Here is an 18,354-nt window from a genome sequence, read left to right as displayed (position 1 = left end):
GATCATCAAATGTCTGTAATGTGCGGTCAAGGAAGTGCAACCCTTCTCGGAGTGATCTCAATAACCACAACTTAGAAGGTGTTGCACTTCCGCTTAGAACCCGGGGCGTCTGGATTGTGCGAAACTAGAAGTATGGCGCAAACTTGGGCAGTTGTCCCGATGTTCAATGAAGAAAGCGTCATCGCGTCGGTCATTACTGAGCTTCGTAAGTCAATTCCTCACGTCGTCTGCGTCGATGACTGCTCGAGTGACGATTCCGTCGCTCAAGCAGAATCAGCCGGCGCGATTGTTGTACGTCATCCCATTAACCTTGGCCAGGGTGCGAGCCTTCAAACCGGTTTCGAGTTTGTGCGAGCGATTCCTGAGATGACTGAGATTGTCACGTTTGACGCGGACGGTCAGCATCAGGTCGCGGACGCACTTGAGATGGTTCAGAAGCTTCGTGATGAAGACCTAGACATCGTGATCGGGTCGCGTTTTCTGGACGATCGTACGGACATGAGCCGGCTCAAGCGTGGTGTTCTGCGACTAGCGACTGCGTATACGCGAATGACGACAGGGATGGCGCTCACCGACGCTCACAACGGACTTCGAGTGATCTCACGCGATCTTCTTATGAAGTTGCAACTCAAGCAGAACCGCATGGCGCATGCGTCTGAACTCATTGACCAAATTCGCCTGAACGACGCTAAATGGGCTGAACACCCCACACATATTGTCTATACCGACTACTCCCGCGGCAAGGGCCAGTCTGTGCTCAACTCCGTAAATATCCTCGTGGAAATTATCTTCAAGTAGGGCATCGTGACTATCATTTTTCAGATTCTTGCACTCGTTGCAGTGGTGTTAGTTGCGCTGCTGACTCTCCGTGGAGGTGGAGCTCGACGTCAGGCAGTTCAGCGACTATTCATGCTCATCTTTATCCTCGCCGCGGGATCGTCGATCATCGCGCCGCAGGTATGGACTTTCGCTGCACGCCTACTGGGCGTTGGGCGTGGTGCAGACCTGCTGCTCTACATCACAGTGCTCGCGTTCCTCGCGTTCGTCGGCGCGACGTATCGCCGTTTTCGCCGTCTAGAAAACGACATGACCGAGATTGCTCGGCAGCTGGCACTCACAAGTGAGCAGGCTCAGCACAACAATCTGGACGACTAGCGCGCTTGGCGGGTGCTTACAGCGCGGTAATGCGGTGCTCTAAGCCGTCGGCAACCAGTTTCTCGGCAATAGCAACAACGGCTGCGCCCTGAGCGAGAGTGACGATCGCACCAGTTCCACGCGAGAGCACTGCGTCTCTGAACGCTTCGTGTTCAGCGCGCAACGGCTCCTTCTTGTCGAGCGCGAAGCGAGTCACATCGCCTTCGCTCACACCGCGGAACTGTGAAATATCGTTCCATTCGTGGCGACCGACCCCGTTTTCGAAGAAGGTCAGGTCAGCGGTAAGAGTGTCCGCAACGAGCGCACCCTTCTCGCCGATAATGATTGTGGTGCGCTCCTTGAACGGTGTCAGCCAGTTCACGGTGTGACTAACGATCGTGCCCTTGCTGAGGGTGCCCACGGCGACGACCATGTCCTCGTGCTCGCGACCGCTGCGGAACGCCGTTCGCGCATTGATCGACACGTACTCCTGCTGAGTGACCCATGCGGTCAAGTCGATGTCGTGAGTAGCGAGGTCCTTGATTACGCCGACGTCTGCAATCCGCCCGGGGAATGGACCTTGGCGACGGGTCGTGATCTGGTAGATGTCACCGAGTAGACCTTCTTCGATACGCTTGCGTGCGGACTGCAGGGCGGGGTTGTAACGTTCGATGTGGCCGACGCCACCAATCAGTCCTGCGTTATCGAACAGGTCGCGAAGTTCAATCGCATCTGCTGTTGTCGAAGCAACGGGCTTCTCAATTAGGGCATGGATGCCACGTTCGGCAAGCGTGCGACCGATGTCGAGGTGGTACGTGGTGGGTGCCGAGACTACGCAGTAGTCGAAGCCCATGTCGAGGAATTTGTCCAAGTCACGAACGACCGGCTTTCCCTCGATCTGGTCGGCGACGGTGGGCGAGGGGTCGTAGACCCCTTGGAACTCAACGCCCTCGAGCTCGTTGAGAACACGACTGTGGTGACGGCCCATTACTCCGAGCCCGAGTACGCCTGCGCGTAGTGTCATTTAGCTGCCTGCCTTTGCCACGTCGTTTACTGACTCCACGATGGTGTCACGTTCTTGCTCGGTCAGTGAGGGGTAAACGGGCAGTGACAGCGCCTGCGTGGCGACTTCCTCGGTGACGGGGAGGTCGAGGTCGAGCTTGAACGACGGCAGGCGGTGGATGGGCGTGGGGTAGTAGACGCCGGTAGCAACGCCGCGAGCGGCCAGCGCTTCAGCAAACGCGTCACGGTCGTGGTCAACGACACGGATCGTGTACTGGTGGTACACGTGAACCGAACCCTCGGCTGTTGGCGGCGTGACGACGCCCGAAATGTTCTCGTCAAAAAACTGTGCGTTGTCTTGGCGCTGCTTCGTCCATCCGGACAACTTGCCGAGCTGAACTCGCCCAATAGCTGCGTGGATATCGGTCATGCGGGTGTTGAAGCCGACAACCTCGTTTTCATAGCGGCGTTCCATGCCCTGGTTGCGCAGCACGCGGGCCATACGAGCCAACTCGTCGGAGGAAGTGGTGATCATGCCACCTTCGCCCGAGGTCATGTTCTTCGTGGGATAGAACGAGAACGATCCCGCAATACCCCAGTTGCCGACCGGAATTCCGTCGACCGAGGCAGCATGGGCCTGAGCCGCATCTTCAAAGACAAGCAGGTCGTGCTTCTTGGCGATCTCGGTGAGTTGAACCATTAGCGCTGGGTGGCCGTAGAGGTGAACGGGCATGATCGCGCGAGTCTTTGGCGTGATTGCTGCGTCAACTGCTGCGGGATTGATCGAGAAATAATCTTTCTCGATATCGACGAACACCGGCGTTGCACCGGCGAGCGCGACGGCGTTTGCGGTGGCTGCAAAACTGAACGAGGGAACGATAACTTCATCGCCTCGGCCGATGCCTGCTGCGACAAAAGCCATGTGGAGTGCGGAAGTTCCGGAGTTGACGGCGACTGAGTGCGCGCCACCAACGATTGCCGAGAACTCGGTCTCGAATGCGGCTACTTCGGGGCCCTGCGCAAGCATCCCTGAACGCATGACGCGGTCAACGGCATCGCGTTCTTCTTGGCCGATTTCTGGCCTAGCTGCGGGAATCACTTACTCTGCACCTCAATCAATTGGTCGGTAGCTATTTCGCGATACTTCGCGTCGGTGACGGGGCATGCCCACTCGCCGGGAGAAGTCTCTTTTAGCGGATGCCCGGCAGTACCTACCCAGCCGACTCGCTTGGCGGGGCTACCCACGACGAGCGCGAAATCTGGCACATCCTTGACGACGACGGAACCCGCTCCTACAAGAGCCCAGCGGCCGATCACGATCGGCGCGATGCACGTGCTGTTGGCGCCGATGGAAGCACCTTCGCGGATGTCAACCCCCACAGGGTGCCAGTCATCTGCAGACTTGGGGGTGCCATCCGCATTGATGGCACGAGGAAAGTGGTCGTTCGTGAGCACAACTGCGGGGCCAATGAAAACCCCGGCAGCAAGCTTCGCTGGTTCATAGACGAGCGCGTAGTTCTGAATCTTACAGTTGGGTCCGACTTCTACGCCAGTGCCGACATAAGCACCGCGCCCGACGATGCAGTTCTCTCCGAGGTTCGCGTTCTCTCGAATCTGGGCGTAGTGCCACACACGAACACTCTCTGCGAGCGTCGCTGTCGCGGCAATATCAGCGCTGGGGTGTCGCAGAGTATTCGATTCGTGCATTCATGCTCCGTAGCGATCGCGGGGTGAGCGGCAGGTCAGGCTCCATCCTATTCCGTCGATTCAGATGTGTCGTATAGCGTGTGCCGGGAACGTCGTCCAGGGGCCGTGCTGCCCCGTGAGACACTTCCCTTGTGAATCGATTCCTTCAAGAACTTCGGTCGCGACTTCCTGACTGGATTGGTGGTCGTCTGCGTTCTAAGAAGTTCAGGTACCGGGCTTCGGATGTGCCTCTGCTTAGCGCTGTTCCGTCAACTCCGATTCGTGTATTCATTGGTCCCGCAAATTATGCCGGCCAAGGCTACCGATATGCGCGGGCGATCGATTCGCTCCCAGGAGTCGGCGCAGTGAGTATGCAGCGGATCACCGGTACGTTCGGGTTTCCCGCTGATATCTCTGTGCCTCCAAATGTCTTTCGGTCCTCGCGGCGGTGGCAAAAGCAGCAACTTGCCTACGTGTTGGCGAACTTTACCCATGTCATCTATGAGTCCGAAATGCCCCTCTTCGGGGAGCTTTTCTCAGGCGGGGTTGAAGCAGAAGTGGAGAAGCTGCGCTCGCACGGGATTCACGTCGTCATGCTCTCTCACGGATCGGATCTTCGGTCACCCGACCTGCACCGAGAGCGGGACCGCTGGTCACCATTTCACGAGAGCAATCCACGAGCTGACCGTTTTCGAGCGATTGCGGAGAAAAACCGGGCTTCCCTAGAGCGATTGGGTGCTCCCGTGCTGGTGACGACCCCTGACCTGCTGGGGGACTGGCCATCAGCAACATGGGTCCCGCTGGTAGTCGAGCCTGAGCGCTGGGAGAACGAGTCTCCTGTTCTGGTGCGATCACGGCCGCTTGTGCTTCACGCTCCTTCTAATGCTTGGATTAAGGGCTCGGAGCTGATTGAACCGGTCCTTACTCGCCTCCATGACGCTGGGATTATTGAGTACAAGAGGGTTGCTGGGGTTCCCTCTGCAGAAATGCCAGCGCTCTACCGGGAAGCTGACATCGTTCTGGAACAATTCCGCATCGGAACCTACTCCGTTACCGCGGTTGAGGCTCTCGCTGCTGGACGAATTGTGATTGCTCACCTCTTTCCCGACGTGCGGGAGCATGCTGAGTCCGTGACGGGATTAGCAGTCCCCGTGATCGATGCAACCGTCGACACTTTGGAAGCGACGCTGCGAACCATCTGCGCAGACCGAGAACGCTTTATTGAGCACGCGAAACGGGGCCCTGAGTTTGTGCGCGAAGTGCATGACGGTCGGCGCTCTGCCGTAGTGCTTGAGGCCTTCCTGCGTTAGCGCAAATTTTGCGCTCAAGTGGTGCAACGCACGGTGTCACTCAAAGAGGGACTTCACAATTCCCCCATAAGGCATATCCTTTAACAACGTAGGTTCGCCGGGGGGATGTTCGATGCATAAGTTTGTGGCAGCAAAAGGCCGTTTATATCGTCTAACCGCGATGGTTGGCGCGATAGCGGTGCTTGCCGCCGGAGTCGTTGTTCAGGGGCCCGCTACTCCCGCAGCGGCCATCAGCGGCAGTGAGTTCGACCCCGGCAACATAATCAGCGATGACGAGTTCTACAACGGTAGCGCGATGACTGAGGCCCAGATTCAGTCGTTTTTGAACTCTAAGACGGGCATCCTCAAGAGTTTGCGGCAAAACGTTGACACCCGGCCTAAAGAGGTTTCGCAAACCACCGGGAATCTGATATGCGAAGCGATCAACGGCGGCAGTAATTTGCTCGCGTCGACGATCATCTATCGGGCACAGGTCGCGTGTGGAATCAGCGCCAAAGTCATCCTCGTTACTCTGCAAAAGGAACAGAGTTTGATAACGAACCCAAACCCGAGTTATTGGAACATCAACTATGCGCTCGGCAACAGATGCCCAGACGACGGCGGCTGCTCTGCCGCCTATGAGGGATTCGGATACCAAGTTTATGAAGGAACCCGGCAATTCAAGGCATACAAAGCGGCAAACTTCAAAAGGCAACCAGGCACCCACAAAATTCTCTATCACCTCAACACCGCGTGCGGAACAAAGACGATCGCCATCCAGAACTACGCGACCGCTGCGCTCTACAACTACACGCCATACGTCCCCAATGCTGCAGCGCTCGCTAACCTCAATGGCACGGGCGACAGTTGTTCCTCGCGTGGCAACCGCAACTTCTGGAACATTTACTACTCATGGTTCGGTAACCCGACAGATATCACTCCGACCGCAGCTGTGGAACGGATCGGTGGCGGTAGCCGCTACGCAGTCTCCGCCGCGCTCACAAATAAGAACTACCCGACTCCGGGCGTCGATCGCATTTACGTTGCGACCGGTGTGGCATTCGCGGACGCACTCAGCGTTTCGACCGCGGCTGCTACAACGCAATCGCCGCTGCTTCTTGTCGCAGCTGGCTCGATTCCGTCAAGCGTCAGAGCCGAACTCACGCGCTTGCAGCCGAAAGAAATTGTCGTACTCGGCGGGCCCACGGTCGTCTCAAACGCGGTCGTAAGCGAGTTGAAAACCTTGGCAGGCTCTGTGCAGCGGCTCTATGGCGGCGATCGCTACGAGACATCTCGAATGATTGCGAGCGACGCATTCCCAGCGGGAGCAACCACGTCGGTCTACATCGCGACCGGAACGGACTTCCCCGACGCGCTCTCGGCCAGCTCTGCTGCCGCTAGCATTGGCGGGCCGTTGGTGCTGGTGAAGGGCGGAAACTCCTCACTTGACTCGCAAACGCTCGACCTCTTGACAACTTTAGGGGCGTCGAAAATCTTCATTGCGGGCGGTACCGGTGTTGTCTCGACCGGAATTGAGGCTCAACTTGACGGGATCTTCGGCGGCGCAAATGTGACACGCTACGGAGGCTCAAACCGTTTTGTAACGTCCCAGCTAATCAACCGTGCTGCGTTTTCGACCGCGAGCTCGGTCTACTTCGCGACGGGCACCAACTTCCCCGACGCTCTTTCGGGCGCGGCCATTGCCGGGGCGACTAGTGCTCCTCTCTACATAGTGCAGCCAACGTGTGTGCCTAAGCCAGTGCTGCAGGCTGTCAAGGATCTGGCAGCCACTAAGGTGTTCGTCCTCGGTGGCACAGGGGCGCTCAGCCAGGGCGTGGCTACCTACAATAACTGCAGCAGATAGAAAATCGCGAGGGCGCATTTTAGTGCGCCCGCTGACCAACCACACGGGAACTCTGGCCCACAGCCACCCCGTGCTATTGCCCTACCCGAGGCCTTCAGCTCTTCTGTGACGCCGAACAAGATCGTCTGACATCATTGCCCTTATGAAGCACTGGTTCACAAGATTTCTCTTAACTCTGCGTGAGTTGCTTCCTGAAAGACTTTCTAGCCAATTGCGAGCCAAGCGCTTTCGCTACCGAGTAGCGGAAGTGCCGCCGGTCCCTGAAGCCACGAGCGGTCAGCCGAACCTGTACATCGCTCCAGCCAACTTTGCCGGTCAGGGATTTCAGTGGGCGCGGGCTGTCGAACAGACTTTGGGTGTGCGCGCCGCAAACCTCACCGTAATTAGGGGAACAATACGCTTTTCGTCGGATTTCACTGTGCCGTCATCGGTATCCTACGCATCTACGCGCTGGCAGCGTCGGCACTTCGAAAACGTCGTTTCTGGGTTTAGTCATGTATTGATTGAGGCCTGTATGCCCGTCTTCGGGTCGCTATTCGACGGTGATGTCAGGCGCGAGATTGATGCACTCCAGAAGCGTGGCGTTCGAGTTGGAATGATCAGCCATGGAAGTGAAGTGCGACAGCCGAGTGGCCATGCTCAGAGATACGCTTTCTCGCCATTCCACGTCATGGCTCCGGAGCGCGTGGCCTCAATGGAACGGGTCGCTCAAAGCAATCAAGCACTCATCAAAGAGCTAGGAGTGCCCTGGTTTGTCTCGACCGCTGGTCTGGTGCGCGATCATCCGGAGGCTACATGGTTGCCCGTGTGTATCAAGGTTGAGGAGTGGGCGAGCAGACGGATCCCGCTCACCAAAGACGCTCCCGTGGTTGTTCACGCGCCCAGTCGAGAGATCATGAAACGTTCCGACTTAGTGGATGCAGCGCTGGCGGCTCTCCACGAGCAAGGCACGATCACCTACCGAAGAATCAGCGGTGTGCCCAACTCGGAAATGCCGAAAGTTCTTGGAGATGCGGACATTTTGGTGGATTCCGTTGGAAGCGGAAACTACGGTGTCGCCTCGTGCGAGGGAATGGCGGCAGGACTGGTCGTGGTGTCGGCTATCGACCAGCAAATTGCTGAAATTGTTCGCCGTGAGACAGGGTGCGACTTGCCGATCGTGCACACAGAACCAGATGGTGTGTCGGACGCGATCATACGGATTCTCGATGACAGAGCGAAGTACCAAACGGTGGCATCCGACGGGCTTCGATTTGTCAACGCTTTTCACAGTGGTGCTCGCTCTGCCGAGGCGCTACGTTCTTTCTTGGCGACATAATTCCCTCCGCTCGCCGAAGTCTCTTACGATCTATGCGATGGGCCTCTTAGACTGAGTGGATGCGAGTTCTCGTCACCGGTGGAACCGGGTACATCGGCGCCCATACATCTCGATTGCTTGACGCTCGCGGCGATCATGTAGTGGTCGTCGATGACATCGTCACAGGAAAACCGGATCGCGTTCCTGACATTCCAATTTTTGAGATGAACCTTGCCACAGACTGCGCCGAGGAGCTCGCCGAGATCATGCGCAGCCACCGCATCGACGCAGTCATTCATTTTGCCGGTCAAAAGCAGGTAGGCGAGTCTGTCGAGAAGCCAGCCTGGTACTACGAGCAAAACGTGGGCAGCGTGGCGCAACTACTAATGGCAATGGAAGCGGCCAAGGTTCACAAGCTCGTGTTCTCTTCGTCAGCCGCCGTTTACGGCGAAGCCTCAGGGGCAATCGCAGAAGATGCGCCGACTAAACCCATCAATCCCTACGGCGCTACCAAACTTGTCGGTGAGCAACTCATCAGCGCGTCATCGCGCGCATGGCCGCTCCGTGCCGCAAGCCTTCGCTACTTCAACGTGGGCGGGGCCGGTCGCCCTGAGCTCGGAGACACACAAGCGCTCAATCTTATTCCGATCTGCTTTGAGCAGATCGCAGCAAACGAAGCACCCCTGATCTTTGGGGACGACTACGACACTCTCGACGGCACGTGCGTTCGCGACTATGTGCACGTCAGTGACGTCGCAGAAGCGCACCTTGCTGTTCTCGACGCGCTGCCCAAACAACCAGCCAACACCGTGCTCAATATCGGTACCGGTGTTGGGACGACCGTGCGCCAGATGGTGGATGCGATTCTGCACGTTTCCGGCAGCGGTCTCACTGCCTCAGTTCTCGACCGCCGCGCGGGAGATCCGGCCGCGGTCGTGGGCGTTGTGGACAGCATCCGTGAACTAACCGGGTGGAGCGCGCGCTACACCGTCAGCGACATCGTGGAGTCCGCCTGGTTATCTCGGCAGCACTTCGAAGCACTCTCTGCGCGACCGTAGAGCGACGAACTGTGCTCGGAACGACGCGAGCTACACGGACGACTGAGGCTTGGTGTCTAGGGCATTCCGCCAACTGAGCTCCCGCGCAGCCTTCACGCAGCACACCACAAAGGTCAGCCAACCGAACTCGATCAACAGTGAACTCTCGGCAAACGCGCTAATCACCAGGACAAGCAACACCAAGGCAGGCCACGCATAGACAACGCTGCGCCGTCGCGACGCAAGCAACCACGAGCGCATAAAGGCGAGCCCGAGAAGGCCGACGAAGATCAGGAAGCCGACGAGGCCCAACTGAAACCAGACGTCGAGATACGCATTGTGCGCGGAGCCGGGAACCCGTCCCCCAAAATTACCGAATGCCGTGAACGGCGCAAGATCGGCATTCCAGGGGCCTATCCAACCCCAGCCCTCAAGGCGATGTATTTCACCTAACGACCAGAGTTGGCGCCACACGCCAAGTCGGTACGACAGATCGCCGTTCGCATCGAAGGAGGCAACAATCGCCATCCGCGATAGCCAGCTGATAAGAGCAACAGCGGCAACGAATCCGATCAAGACGAATTGCCAATACCGGCGACGCCCCGAAGGAACTCGCCGCAGCCCATACAGTGCGGCGCTCGCAACAAGAACTACTAGCGCTGTGCCGAAGGCGAGCGGAGACTGTGAGAGCACCAGCACGACTCCAGCGAGAACGAGCGACCCAATTGCGTACCCGCGCCGCAGCGACTTCGTGCGCAGTTCGGTAGCGAAAGTGATCAGCGCAATAACGGCGATAATGCCCAATTGATTGCGTGCACCGAAAATACCTTGGATCGGGTCAGCGGTGCCGAGGTTTCCCGCGATCGCGAGAGCCTTGAAGGAGGTGTCGAAGACGAGCCCCGTGAGGATCTCGAGCCCAATCGACACTACGAGAACAAAGCGCATCACATCGCCGAATACGCGAACGATTTGGATGGTGTCGCGAACCAATGCGATGTAGATTCCGAGCACAGTGAACACCAGCAGGTAGCTGAGTGCTGCAAGCGATGCCCACTGGTACTGGCTCCAGAAAATGCTGATCCACGCCCACGCAGTGAACACCATCAGCGAGATGGGAACGAGCGCACGCCAGCCGATGTTGCCCCATTGTGCGGCGAGCGACGCGGCGACGAGAACCACCAGGCTCAACAAGATAGCGATAAGGCCTGCAGTGCCAATTACTTGGCGAAGCGCGAACGCGCAGAGCGCAGTCGCCACCGCTACCGTCGAGAGCACCGAAGATATCCGCGCGGAACCGAGAATTGCGGCACCCGTGTCGATCACGACGCGGTAGCGGGGCGGAGGCTGAATCATGAGGTGCGCACCATCCAGTCAGGCCGTTTTGTCTTGACCGCAATAATCACGAGCATCGCCAGCGCATATTCGCCGAGCAGACGGCTTTCAGGGATGCTCTGCACGATCAGCGCAACCATCACCAAGATTGGCAAAAGTGTCAGCGCTGAATACGAATCTGTCGCGCCAGGCACTGTGCGGGGGCGATCCACAGCAGCAAGCCACGCTCGCAGCAGGGCTGAGGCCACCAGCGCACCGAACACCACGACTCCGACAATTCCCAGTTGCAGCCACAGGTCTAGCCACGTGTCATGCGCTTGAACCTGCACAACCCCGTTGCGGATAACAAGTCCCTTGAATGGCTCGGCCCAGGGCATCCAGAAGCTGATCCACCCCCAACCAAACGCTGGGCGCTGCTCGGCAAGACCGATGACCGTCTGCCAGATGTCCGCGCGACCAGTGAGATCACTGCTCTTGCCGAGGAGCCCAAAGATAGTGCCTCGAAGCGCAAACCCGATAGCAATGCCCGCGCCTGCCAGTGCAACGAAACCGACAGCGCTCCAGCGGCGGGCACGCTCAGTGCGACGGTTGCGAATGACGAGCAATCCCACCGCAGTGAGAGCGACAGCCGCGAGCGCCACCGTTACGGTCGCGGAACGAGTGAAGAACAGGGTCAACGTCGCCAGCGCGATCCAAGTAATCGACCACCGCCGGCTAATACTGCCGGTTGCCCATTGAATCGAGAACGCGATGACGCCGAGAAGCGCGAGGAACCCGAGGTGGTTGGCGTTGCCGACGATGCCCTGAATGCGACCGTCGTCGAAGGTCTCGAACAGTTCGTTGCGCGACCAATAGAGCATCTTAGGGATGGTGTCGTAGCCAGGCACAGCAACTTCAGGCTGTGTCGTCCACGGAAGGATCGGACCCCGAACAATCGTGGCGACGACGAGCTCGAACACTAGGGAGACCGCGATCAGGATGCGCAGCACTCGAGCAAGCCCGTTCAGCAGTTCTTGCCACGTGAAGCTCATGGCGAGAGCAAGCGCGCCAAGTACCGTGAGCCAGGTTGTCAGGAGCCCAAGCGCGCTTGCGGCCGGATACTGCGACCACGCAAGCGACACCGTCGCTAAAGCCATGAACGCGACGAACGGGTATGGGAGCCCGCCGATGCTCCAGCGGTTCCTCGACTGAACAAGAATCACCACGGACGCCGCCGCGAGGGCAACCGCAGCAACTCCCCAGCCGACCCAGCCGACCGAGTAGCGCCAGGCATCCCCGCCAAACAGGATCAGTAGCGAGAGAGCGAGGTACCAGGCTCGCGCCCTCGGGTGCTCAATCAGTCGCATTACGCAAGATTAGACGAATGCCGCCTTGCCTGTGATCGCGCGACCCACGATGAGCGTGTTCATTTCGCGAGTTCCTTCATACGAGTAGATGGCCTCGGCGTCGGCGAAGTGACGCATCACGCCGTAGTCGAGCACGATGCCGTTGCCGCCGAGCAGTTCGCGGCACCAGGCGACGGTCTCGCGCATCCGGCTGGTCGTGTATTCCTTGGCCAGTGCGGCGTGCTCGTCTTTCTGGATGCCCTCATCGAGCATTTCGGAGACGCGCGTCACCATGCCGATCGACGCGGTGATGTTGCCGAGGCTCTTGGCGAGGTGTTCTTGAACGAGCTGGTGGCTGCTGATGGTCTTGCCAAATTGGGTGCGTTCATTGGCATATTTGAGAGCAGCCTCGTAGGCGCCGATGGAGTTTCCGACCGCGGCCCACGCCACTTCGGCTCGGGTGAGGCGCAGCACGGCAGCAGTCTCGCGGAACGATTCCGACTTCTGCAGACGGTTGGTTTCCGGCACGACGACGTTGTCGAGCACGATGTCGGCGTTCTGAACAATGCGTAGTGCTTGCTTGTTTTCGATGCGTGTTGCGGAATAGCCGGGGGTGCTGGTGGGGATGATGAATCCCTTGACCTGATTGTCGGCTTCGTCACGCGCCCAAATGATGGTCACGTCGCTGATTGAACCATTGCCGATCCAGCGCTTGGAACCGTTGATGATCCAGTTGTCACCGTCGCGCTTGGCAACAGTTTGTAGACCCTGTGCGGTGTCTGAGCCCGAGAGGGGTTCGGTCAGGCCGAAGGCACCGAGCAACTCGCCCGAAGCAAACTTGGGTAGCCACTCATCGCGCTGCTCCTGGGAACCGGCAACGCCGATCGACCCCATGACGAGACCGTTCTGCATACCAACGAGGGTTGCGGCACTGGCGTCGACGCGAGCAAGCTCGAGCGCGACCCAGCCACGGAAGACTGCAGAGTTCTTGAACGGCTGGGTTTCAGCCCACGGGAGTCCGAAGAGCCCGAGATCGGCAAGCCCCTTGACGACCACATCGCGATCGAAGAACTCGGCTTTTGCCCACAGATCGTTTGCGATCGGGCGCACCTCTTTGTCGAGGAACGCACGCAGTTTCAGGATTGTGTCTTTTTCCTGATCGGTAAGTGCATTCTCGTAGCCGTAGAAGTCGCTGCTGAGGGTCTCAAATGACATAGTCGTCGCTCCATTGCTTATCGAAATCATTGTGAGCCTAAAGCGTGAGCACCCGTCGCTTCTAGACCGTTGGTACTTTGGTCTAAGGCTTCGAGAAGAGTGGACTGAATGTTTGTAGGCATCACTAATACTCCGCGCGATTATGCCTGGGGTTCGGCGGGAGAAATTTCCGCACTTCTGGGAACCCAGCCGACCGGAAAGCCCGAAGCGGAACTGTGGCTCGGCGCGCATCCTGGTTGCCCGAGCGTCATCGTCGACCCGGCTCAGGCGGGAGGCGCTGGCGATCTCAACGAGTGGATTCAGCGTGACGGTGCACAGATTCTTGGCGACGGCCTCACCCAGCTACCATTCCTGCTGAAGGTGCTCGCGGCTGGTGCGCCGCTGTCCCTGCAGGCACACCCCACACCCGAACAAGCGGCCGAAGGTTTTGCTCGCGAGAACGCGGCTGGCGTTCCGCTTACGGCATCAAACCGCAACTACAAAGATGCCTCGGCTAAGCCAGAACTCATTGTCGCGGTGAGTGACACGTTTGAGGCGCTGTGCGGATTTCGGTCAATGGCCGACACCCGGGCATCCATCGAACGGCTAGCCGAGTTGGATGCCGCAAGCACCAGCCCGCAGCCAGCCCTGTTCGCAGAATGGTTGGCCTTCGCTCGCGAAGACTCCGATTTGCGGGCGATGTTCGAGTGGCTGATTTCGGCCGGCGACCCTGTGCCGGAGCTTGTGGAACGTGTCACCGCGCTCGCCGAAACCGCCGCAGAAGAGTTTGCGCTCGTGCGCACTCTCGCGGGGCACTACGCCGGGGATCCTGGCGTTCTGATCGCGCTCATGCTGAACCATGTGACTCTTACTAAGGGCGAAGCGCTCTTCTTACCTGCTGGCAATATCCACGCCTATCTTCGGGGTCTCGGTATTGAGTTGATGGCAGCGTCAGACAACGTGTTACGCGGTGGTCTCACTCCCAAGCACGTTGATGTTCCTGAGCTGTTGAGTGTGCTCGATTTCTCGGCTAGCCCGGTGCCGTACCTGCGCCCCCACGCGCTGAGCAGCGCCGCGCAAGTATTCCAGCCGCCGGTTCGCGATTTTCAACTGATGGAGATTGCCGGTGACTGCTCGCTCGACATCTCAAGTGCTGCGATCGTGCTCTGCACCGAGGGCAATTTCGTCGTCGAGGGAGCGAGCGGATCTGCAACACTCGCGCGTGGTGGATCAGTATTCGTTTCAGCCGATGAGCGCCACCTAAAAATTCAGGGAGCCGGTCAGTTGTTTGTGGCGGCAACGCAATAGTGTTGCTGTCATGACCGCGCGAGGAAGCTTCGCTAAACGCATCCTCGGCTTTGCGGGGCTGCCGTTCTTGTCGCTGATCACCCCATTTTTGTTCCTGCCGATTTTGGCGAGAGTTGCCGGAGCTGATGCTTGGCTCGCGATCGCGGTCGGTCAATCCAGTGGCGGATTCTTTGCGCTGATTGTCGCGCTGGGCTTCAACACGGTCGGGCCTCCGCTGATCGCATTGGCTGAGCCGAGCATCCGCCCCCGATTGCTGGCTACAAGCGTGCAGGCACGCCTTCTGGTCTGGATGCCGAGTGCATTGTTTGCGGGCGCGATTGCTGCCGCGGTGTCGCCGAGTGACTATCGAGTGGATGCCGCAGTCATGGCGGTCGCGATGAGTCTGACCGGGCTGTCGAGTGCCTGGTTCATGATTGGGCTCGGACGCGCCAGCCTGATCGCGATCTATGAGATTTCGCCGCGAATTGTGGCAACCGTCATCGCCGCGGTGATCGTGTTGAACGCCGGTGACGTGCTCTGGTACCCCGTGCTATTAGTGGCAGCCTCGCTGCTGAGCGTTAGCCTGTTTGCGATTCGCACCGCCGGTCTCGCTGAACTGATGCGTCGCGACAAGTCCGCGATTCGCGAAGTGTTTCGGGCGAACCGCTCTGCCGTGACAACAGAGGTTGCTGGGGGAGCGTACAACTCGTTGGCTGTCACCTTCGTCGGAGCAACAGCAGCAAGCGCTCAAGCCGCGGCCTACGTCTCCGGCGACAAGCTGTATCGAATCGGCCAGTACTCGGTCTCTGCGCTAGGCAACGCGCTTCAGGGCTGGGTTGTCGAGGCGGGCGATGCAGAGTTTGGTCACCGCATCCGTCGTTCCTTTATTGTGCACGCTGGCCTTGGGCTCGCAGGCCTCACGGCGTTTGCTGTTCTGGGGCCGTGGCTGTCTGAAGTGCTCTTCGGCGCTGAGGTCGCCATCAACGAAGCCACGGCGCTTGGCCTTGGCGTTGCAACCCTGGGGATCGCTCTGGGCACCTCGCTCGGGCGTATCACTCTCGTCGGGATGGGCGCTCGCCGCCAGTTCATGCTGAGCGTGCTGCTCGCGGCCGCAGTCGGAGTGCCCGCCATCCTGTTGCTGAGCGCAACCTACGGGGCTGCGGGCGGGGCGTGGGGGCTAGCGATCGGCGAAACCGTATCGGTGTGCACCCAGGCGTTGTTCGTGTGGCGTCTACGGGCGAAGGCCGGTTCATTCATCGTGGCGACCACGAGACCGGGCAACGCACCGACCGAGATCTAACCTGCGCCACTGACTCAGCTGCCGGGCCCTGCACGACGGCTCAAGTTCCAGTAGCGTTGCATCCGCCGAAGTTTCGGTTCAGAACCCGGAAACAGCCGGCCGCAAGCAAGCAAGAGAGACAACTATGAAGCGCGCATTCATTACAGGTATCACCGGCCAAGACGGCCTCTACCTTGCAGAGTTGCTGCTGTCGAAGGGCTACAAGGTCTTCGGCCTCATGCGCGGGCAGAACAACCCGAAGCGTGAATTGCTCGAGCGGGAGCTTCCGGATGTCGAAATTCTGACCGGCGACCTCACCGACCTGTCGAGCCTGATGCGCGCAATGAGTGTTGCTAAGCCCGACGAGTTCTACAACCTTGGCGCAATCTCGTTCGTGGCATATTCGTGGGAGAACGCGCACCTCACCAGCGAAGTTACAGGCATGGGCGTGCTCAACGCTCTCGAAGCGGTGCGCCTTCACATGGCTGCGACCGGCCAGCAAGTGCGCTTCTACCAGGCCTCGAGTTCAGAAATGTTCGGCAAAGTGCAGACCGTGCCGCAAGACGAAGACACCCTTCTTTGGCCGCGCTCGCCCTACGGCGTTGCCAAGGTTTACGGCCACTACATGACCATCAACTACCGCGAGTCGTATGGCATGCACGCCTCCTCTGGTGTGCTCTTCAACCACGAATCTCCGCGCCGCGGGCCAGAATTCGTGACACGCAAGGTCAGCCGCGCTGTGGCACGCATTTCCCTCGGCTTGCAAGACAAGATCACTCTCGGCAACCTTGACGCTCAACGCGACTGGGGCTTCGCTGGCGACTACGTCGAGGCAATGTGGCTGATGTTGCAACAGGATGAGCCCGATGACTACGTCATTTCGACTGGCGAGACCCAGAGCATCCGCGTACTCCTCGATCATGCTTTTGCTGCAGTCGGCATTCATGACTGGAGCAGCTATGTCGAGTTGGATGAGCGTTTCATGCGCCCGGCAGAAGTCGACCTCCTCGTGGGCAACTCGGCCAAAGCACAAGCGAAACTCGGTTGGAAGCCGACAGTCAAGTTTCCCGAACTTATCGCGATGATGGTCGAGGCAGACCTCGTCGAGCAGAAAGAGCTCGCCGGCATCAAATGACACGCGCACCGATCACGAGACGGGCACTGATCACCGGGGTCACCGGCCAAGACGGTTCGTACCTTGCAGAACTCCTCCTTGCCCGAGGGTATGAGGTACACGGCGTTACGCGCGATGCGGATGAGGTTGTCACCGACGGTGTCGTCGCGCACGAACTTGACCTCGCCACTGACAGCGCGATCGCACAACTCATTTCAGACGTTGAGCCGAACGAGATCTACAACCTTGCTGCCCTGAGTTCGGTTTACCAGTCGTGGCAAAATCCGGCTCTCACCGCGCGGCTGAATGGCGCTGTGGTTGCCGAAATGTTGGCAGCGGTGAAGCTGATCCACGATCGCGGCAACACCGACATCCGCTTTGTGCAGGCGTCAAGCGCTGAAATCTTCGGTGCGCCCAATGAGTCGCCACAGAACGAAGAGACGACCGTGCGCCCGACAAGCCCGTACGGGGCCGCGAAAGCGTACGCACACGGCCTTGTGGGCGCCTATCGCACCGCTGGTGTGGCTGCATCGTCAGTGATTTTGTACAACCACGAGTCTCCGCGACGTCCTGAGACATTTGTGACCCGCAAGATCACGGCCGCTGCTGCCCGCATTTCGGCTGGAAAACAAGAGACGCTCGAACTCGGAAACATGGAGGCGCAGCGCGATTGGGGCTGGGCGCCTGACTACGCTGACGCCCTGATGAGAGCAGCTAAACACTCGAAGCCTGATGACTTTGTTATCGCCACTGGTGTCTCGCACTCGGTTCGAGACTTTGTGGCGGCAGCATTCGAACGCGCCGGGGTCGATGACTGGCAGGACCGCGTTAGCGTGTCTGAAACTCTTCTGCGTACAGGGGATGCAGCCCTACAGCTGGGGGACGCGAGCAAGGCCCGTAAGGTTTTAGGTTGGTCGCCAACGGTGAAGTTTGATGAGATCGTGGCGGCAATGGTCGATCATGATCTCGCTTTGCTGAGTTAACTGAAGTCACGGCGCGCCATAACCCTTAAGTTCTGGTCGAGGCAATTATCATCTGCGACTTGACTCTCGGGAACTACACCGGTGTAATTATGTAACGCGATTTGATGCGAAGCATTGAAAGCGGAGGGGAGAGAGACCAGATGGGCAACAGCGGATACCGCTCAGGGGTTCCTGACGACTGGTTTGTCGACCCCGTTCGACTCGGAGTCCCTGGTGTGCGGCAACCGCTCACCGACGAAGACGGCAACGCGCTCTCGTGGCAGACAGACTCACTCTGTGCCCAAACTGATCCTGAAGCGTTCTTCCCTGAAAAGGGCGGCTCAACTCGGGACGCGAAGAAGATTTGTTCCTCGTGTGAAGTGCGCAGCCAGTGCCTCGAATACGCTCTCGAAAACGATGAGCGATTCGGAATTTGGGGCGGTCTGTCGGAGCGCGAACGTCGCAAGCTACGCAAGCGCGCCAGCTAAGGCCTTGACCTTTCGTTGAGGGCAACTCCCAGACTCGCTCAACCGCAGCGAGTCGAGTGTTGTT

General features: G+C 58.8%; 17 protein-coding genes. 11 read left to right on the top strand and 6 right to left on the bottom strand.

Features of this window, described 5'->3' with window-relative positions; genetic code table 11:
* The first annotated feature begins 132 nt into the window (after nt 1-132).
* Nucleotides 133-798, top strand: coding sequence for a glycosyltransferase family 2 protein (locus tag ABD112_RS13590; protein ID WP_343926709.1), 666 nt, complete (start codon nt 133-135; stop codon nt 796-798).
* A gap of 6 nt (nt 799-804) precedes the next feature.
* On the top strand, nt 805-1,155 hold the full coding sequence (locus tag ABD112_RS13585; RefSeq protein ID WP_343926708.1) for a DUF2304 domain-containing protein: 351 nt from the start codon (nt 805-807) through the stop codon (nt 1,153-1,155).
* A gap of 16 nt (nt 1,156-1,171) precedes the next feature.
* On the opposite strand, the gene ABD112_RS13580 is transcribed toward ABD112_RS13585, so the two are convergent.
* Genes ABD112_RS13580 through ABD112_RS13570 form a run of 3 tightly spaced genes read right to left on the bottom strand, consistent with a single transcriptional unit; the run spans nt 1,172 to nt 3,843 of the window.
* Entirely contained in the window at nt 1,172-2,158 is a 987-nt protein-coding gene (locus ABD112_RS13580) for a Gfo/Idh/MocA family protein (RefSeq protein WP_343926707.1), read from the bottom strand.
* Nucleotides 2,159-3,235, bottom strand: a complete 1,077-nt coding sequence (locus tag ABD112_RS13575) for a DegT/DnrJ/EryC1/StrS family aminotransferase (RefSeq protein WP_343926706.1) — start codon at nt 3,233-3,235, stop codon at nt 2,159-2,161.
* The gene (locus ABD112_RS13570) at nt 3,232-3,843 is read right to left on the bottom strand and encodes an acyltransferase (RefSeq protein ID WP_343926705.1); all 612 of its coding nucleotides are present in this window, start codon (nt 3,841-3,843) and stop codon (nt 3,232-3,234) included. The genes ABD112_RS13575 and ABD112_RS13570 overlap by 4 nt, the downstream gene beginning before the upstream one ends.
* Nucleotides 3,844-3,974: 131 nt before the next feature.
* Here ABD112_RS13570 and ABD112_RS13565 point away from each other — a divergent pair, with 131 nt between their 5' ends.
* The 4 genes from ABD112_RS13565 to galE all read left to right on the top strand — a co-directional run bounded on the left by ABD112_RS13565 (nt 3,975) and on the right by galE (nt 9,330).
* Complete coding sequence (locus ABD112_RS13565; protein ID WP_343926704.1) at nt 3,975-5,132, top strand: glycosyltransferase; 1,158 nt, start codon at nt 3,975-3,977, stop codon at nt 5,130-5,132.
* Nucleotides 5,133-5,244: 112 nt separating this feature from the next.
* A complete protein-coding gene (locus tag ABD112_RS13560) occupies nt 5,245-6,975 on the top strand; it encodes a cell wall-binding repeat-containing protein (protein ID WP_343926703.1) in 1,731 nt (576 codons plus the stop codon).
* Nucleotides 6,976-7,645: 670 nt separating this feature from the next.
* The gene (locus tag ABD112_RS13555; RefSeq protein WP_343926702.1) at nt 7,646-8,293 is read left to right on the top strand and encodes a glycosyltransferase; all 648 of its coding nucleotides are present in this window, start codon (nt 7,646-7,648) and stop codon (nt 8,291-8,293) included.
* 59 nt (nt 8,294-8,352) lie between these two features.
* Nucleotides 8,353-9,330, top strand: a complete 978-nt coding sequence (galE, locus tag ABD112_RS13550; RefSeq protein WP_343926701.1) for a UDP-glucose 4-epimerase GalE — start codon at nt 8,353-8,355, stop codon at nt 9,328-9,330.
* A gap of 30 nt (nt 9,331-9,360) precedes the next feature.
* Here the strand turns inward: galE and ABD112_RS13545 are convergent, their stop codons facing one another.
* Genes ABD112_RS13545 through ABD112_RS13535 form a run of 3 tightly spaced genes read right to left on the bottom strand, consistent with a single transcriptional unit; the run spans nt 9,361 to nt 13,181 of the window.
* A complete protein-coding gene (locus tag ABD112_RS13545; RefSeq protein WP_343926700.1) occupies nt 9,361-10,662 on the bottom strand; it encodes an O-antigen ligase family protein in 1,302 nt (433 codons plus the stop codon).
* Nucleotides 10,659-11,987, bottom strand: a complete 1,329-nt coding sequence (locus ABD112_RS13540) for an O-antigen ligase family protein (protein ID WP_343926699.1) — start codon at nt 11,985-11,987, stop codon at nt 10,659-10,661. Before ABD112_RS13540 ends, ABD112_RS13545 begins: the two co-directional genes overlap by 4 nt.
* A gap of 9 nt (nt 11,988-11,996) precedes the next feature.
* Nucleotides 11,997-13,181 (bottom strand): acyl-CoA dehydrogenase family protein, encoded by a 1,185-nt coding sequence (locus ABD112_RS13535; protein WP_343926698.1) that lies wholly within the window; start codon nt 13,179-13,181, stop codon nt 11,997-11,999.
* 108 nt (nt 13,182-13,289) lie between these two features.
* Between ABD112_RS13535 and manA the strand changes: the two genes are divergently transcribed.
* The 5 genes from manA (at nt 13,290) to ABD112_RS13510 (ending at nt 18,290) form a co-directional block, all read left to right on the top strand.
* Nucleotides 13,290-14,468, top strand: coding sequence for a mannose-6-phosphate isomerase, class I (manA, locus tag ABD112_RS13530; RefSeq protein ID WP_343926697.1), 1,179 nt, complete (start codon nt 13,290-13,292; stop codon nt 14,466-14,468).
* A 10-nt stretch (nt 14,469-14,478) separates the two neighbouring features.
* Nucleotides 14,479-15,747 carry a polysaccharide biosynthesis protein gene (locus ABD112_RS13525; protein ID WP_343926695.1) on the top strand — a complete coding sequence of 423 codons (1,269 nt, stop codon included), beginning with the start codon at nt 14,479-14,481 and terminating at the stop codon, nt 15,745-15,747.
* Between the two features lie 124 nt (nt 15,748-15,871).
* Nucleotides 15,872-16,861, top strand: a complete 990-nt coding sequence (locus ABD112_RS13520; protein WP_343926693.1) for a GDP-mannose 4,6-dehydratase — start codon at nt 15,872-15,874, stop codon at nt 16,859-16,861.
* Nucleotides 16,858-17,823, top strand: a complete 966-nt coding sequence (locus ABD112_RS13515; RefSeq protein ID WP_343926691.1) for a GDP-mannose 4,6-dehydratase — start codon at nt 16,858-16,860, stop codon at nt 17,821-17,823. The genes ABD112_RS13520 and ABD112_RS13515 overlap by 4 nt, the downstream gene beginning before the upstream one ends.
* A 140-nt stretch (nt 17,824-17,963) precedes the next feature.
* On the top strand, nt 17,964-18,290 hold the full coding sequence (locus ABD112_RS13510) for a WhiB family transcriptional regulator (protein WP_343926689.1): 327 nt from the start codon (nt 17,964-17,966) through the stop codon (nt 18,288-18,290).
* The last annotated feature ends 64 nt before the right edge of the window (nt 18,291-18,354 follow it).

Source organism: Rhodoglobus aureus, assembly GCF_039527955.1.
GTDB lineage: Bacteria > Actinomycetota > Actinomycetes > Actinomycetales > Microbacteriaceae > Rhodoglobus > Rhodoglobus aureus.
Note: the sequence above shows the minus strand (reverse complement) of the source record. Positions and strands in the feature narration are given on the sequence as shown.

What these genes read in the sequence shown, in the direction of transcription:
- ABD112_RS13590 (WP_343926709.1), top strand. Translation starts at nt 133, where the DNA reads ATGGCGCAAACTTGGGCAGTTGTCCCGATGTTCAATGAAGAAAGCGTC.
- ABD112_RS13580 (WP_343926707.1), bottom strand. Translation starts at nt 2,158, where the DNA reads ATGACACTACGCGCAGGCGTACTCGGGCTCGGAGTAATGGGCCGTCAC.
- ABD112_RS13570 (WP_343926705.1), bottom strand. Translation starts at nt 3,843, where the DNA reads ATGCACGAATCGAATACTCTGCGACACCCCAGCGCTGATATTGCCGCG.
- ABD112_RS13560 (WP_343926703.1), top strand. Translation starts at nt 5,245, where the DNA reads ATGCATAAGTTTGTGGCAGCAAAAGGCCGTTTATATCGTCTAACCGCG.
- ABD112_RS13555 (WP_343926702.1), top strand. Translation starts at nt 7,646, where the DNA reads ATGGCTCCGGAGCGCGTGGCCTCAATGGAACGGGTCGCTCAAAGCAAT.
- galE (WP_343926701.1), top strand. Translation starts at nt 8,353, where the DNA reads ATGCGAGTTCTCGTCACCGGTGGAACCGGGTACATCGGCGCCCATACA.
- ABD112_RS13545 (WP_343926700.1), bottom strand. Translation starts at nt 10,662, where the DNA reads ATGATTCAGCCTCCGCCCCGCTACCGCGTCGTGATCGACACGGGTGCC.
- ABD112_RS13540 (WP_343926699.1), bottom strand. Translation starts at nt 11,987, where the DNA reads ATGCGACTGATTGAGCACCCGAGGGCGCGAGCCTGGTACCTCGCTCTC.
- ABD112_RS13535 (WP_343926698.1), bottom strand. Translation starts at nt 13,181, where the DNA reads ATGTCATTTGAGACCCTCAGCAGCGACTTCTACGGCTACGAGAATGCA.
- manA (WP_343926697.1), top strand. Translation starts at nt 13,290, where the DNA reads ATGTTTGTAGGCATCACTAATACTCCGCGCGATTATGCCTGGGGTTCG.
- ABD112_RS13525 (WP_343926695.1), top strand. Translation starts at nt 14,479, where the DNA reads ATGACCGCGCGAGGAAGCTTCGCTAAACGCATCCTCGGCTTTGCGGGG.
- ABD112_RS13520 (WP_343926693.1), top strand. Translation starts at nt 15,872, where the DNA reads ATGAAGCGCGCATTCATTACAGGTATCACCGGCCAAGACGGCCTCTAC.
- ABD112_RS13515 (WP_343926691.1), top strand. Translation starts at nt 16,858, where the DNA reads ATGACACGCGCACCGATCACGAGACGGGCACTGATCACCGGGGTCACC.
- ABD112_RS13510 (WP_343926689.1), top strand. Translation starts at nt 17,964, where the DNA reads ATGGGCAACAGCGGATACCGCTCAGGGGTTCCTGACGACTGGTTTGTC.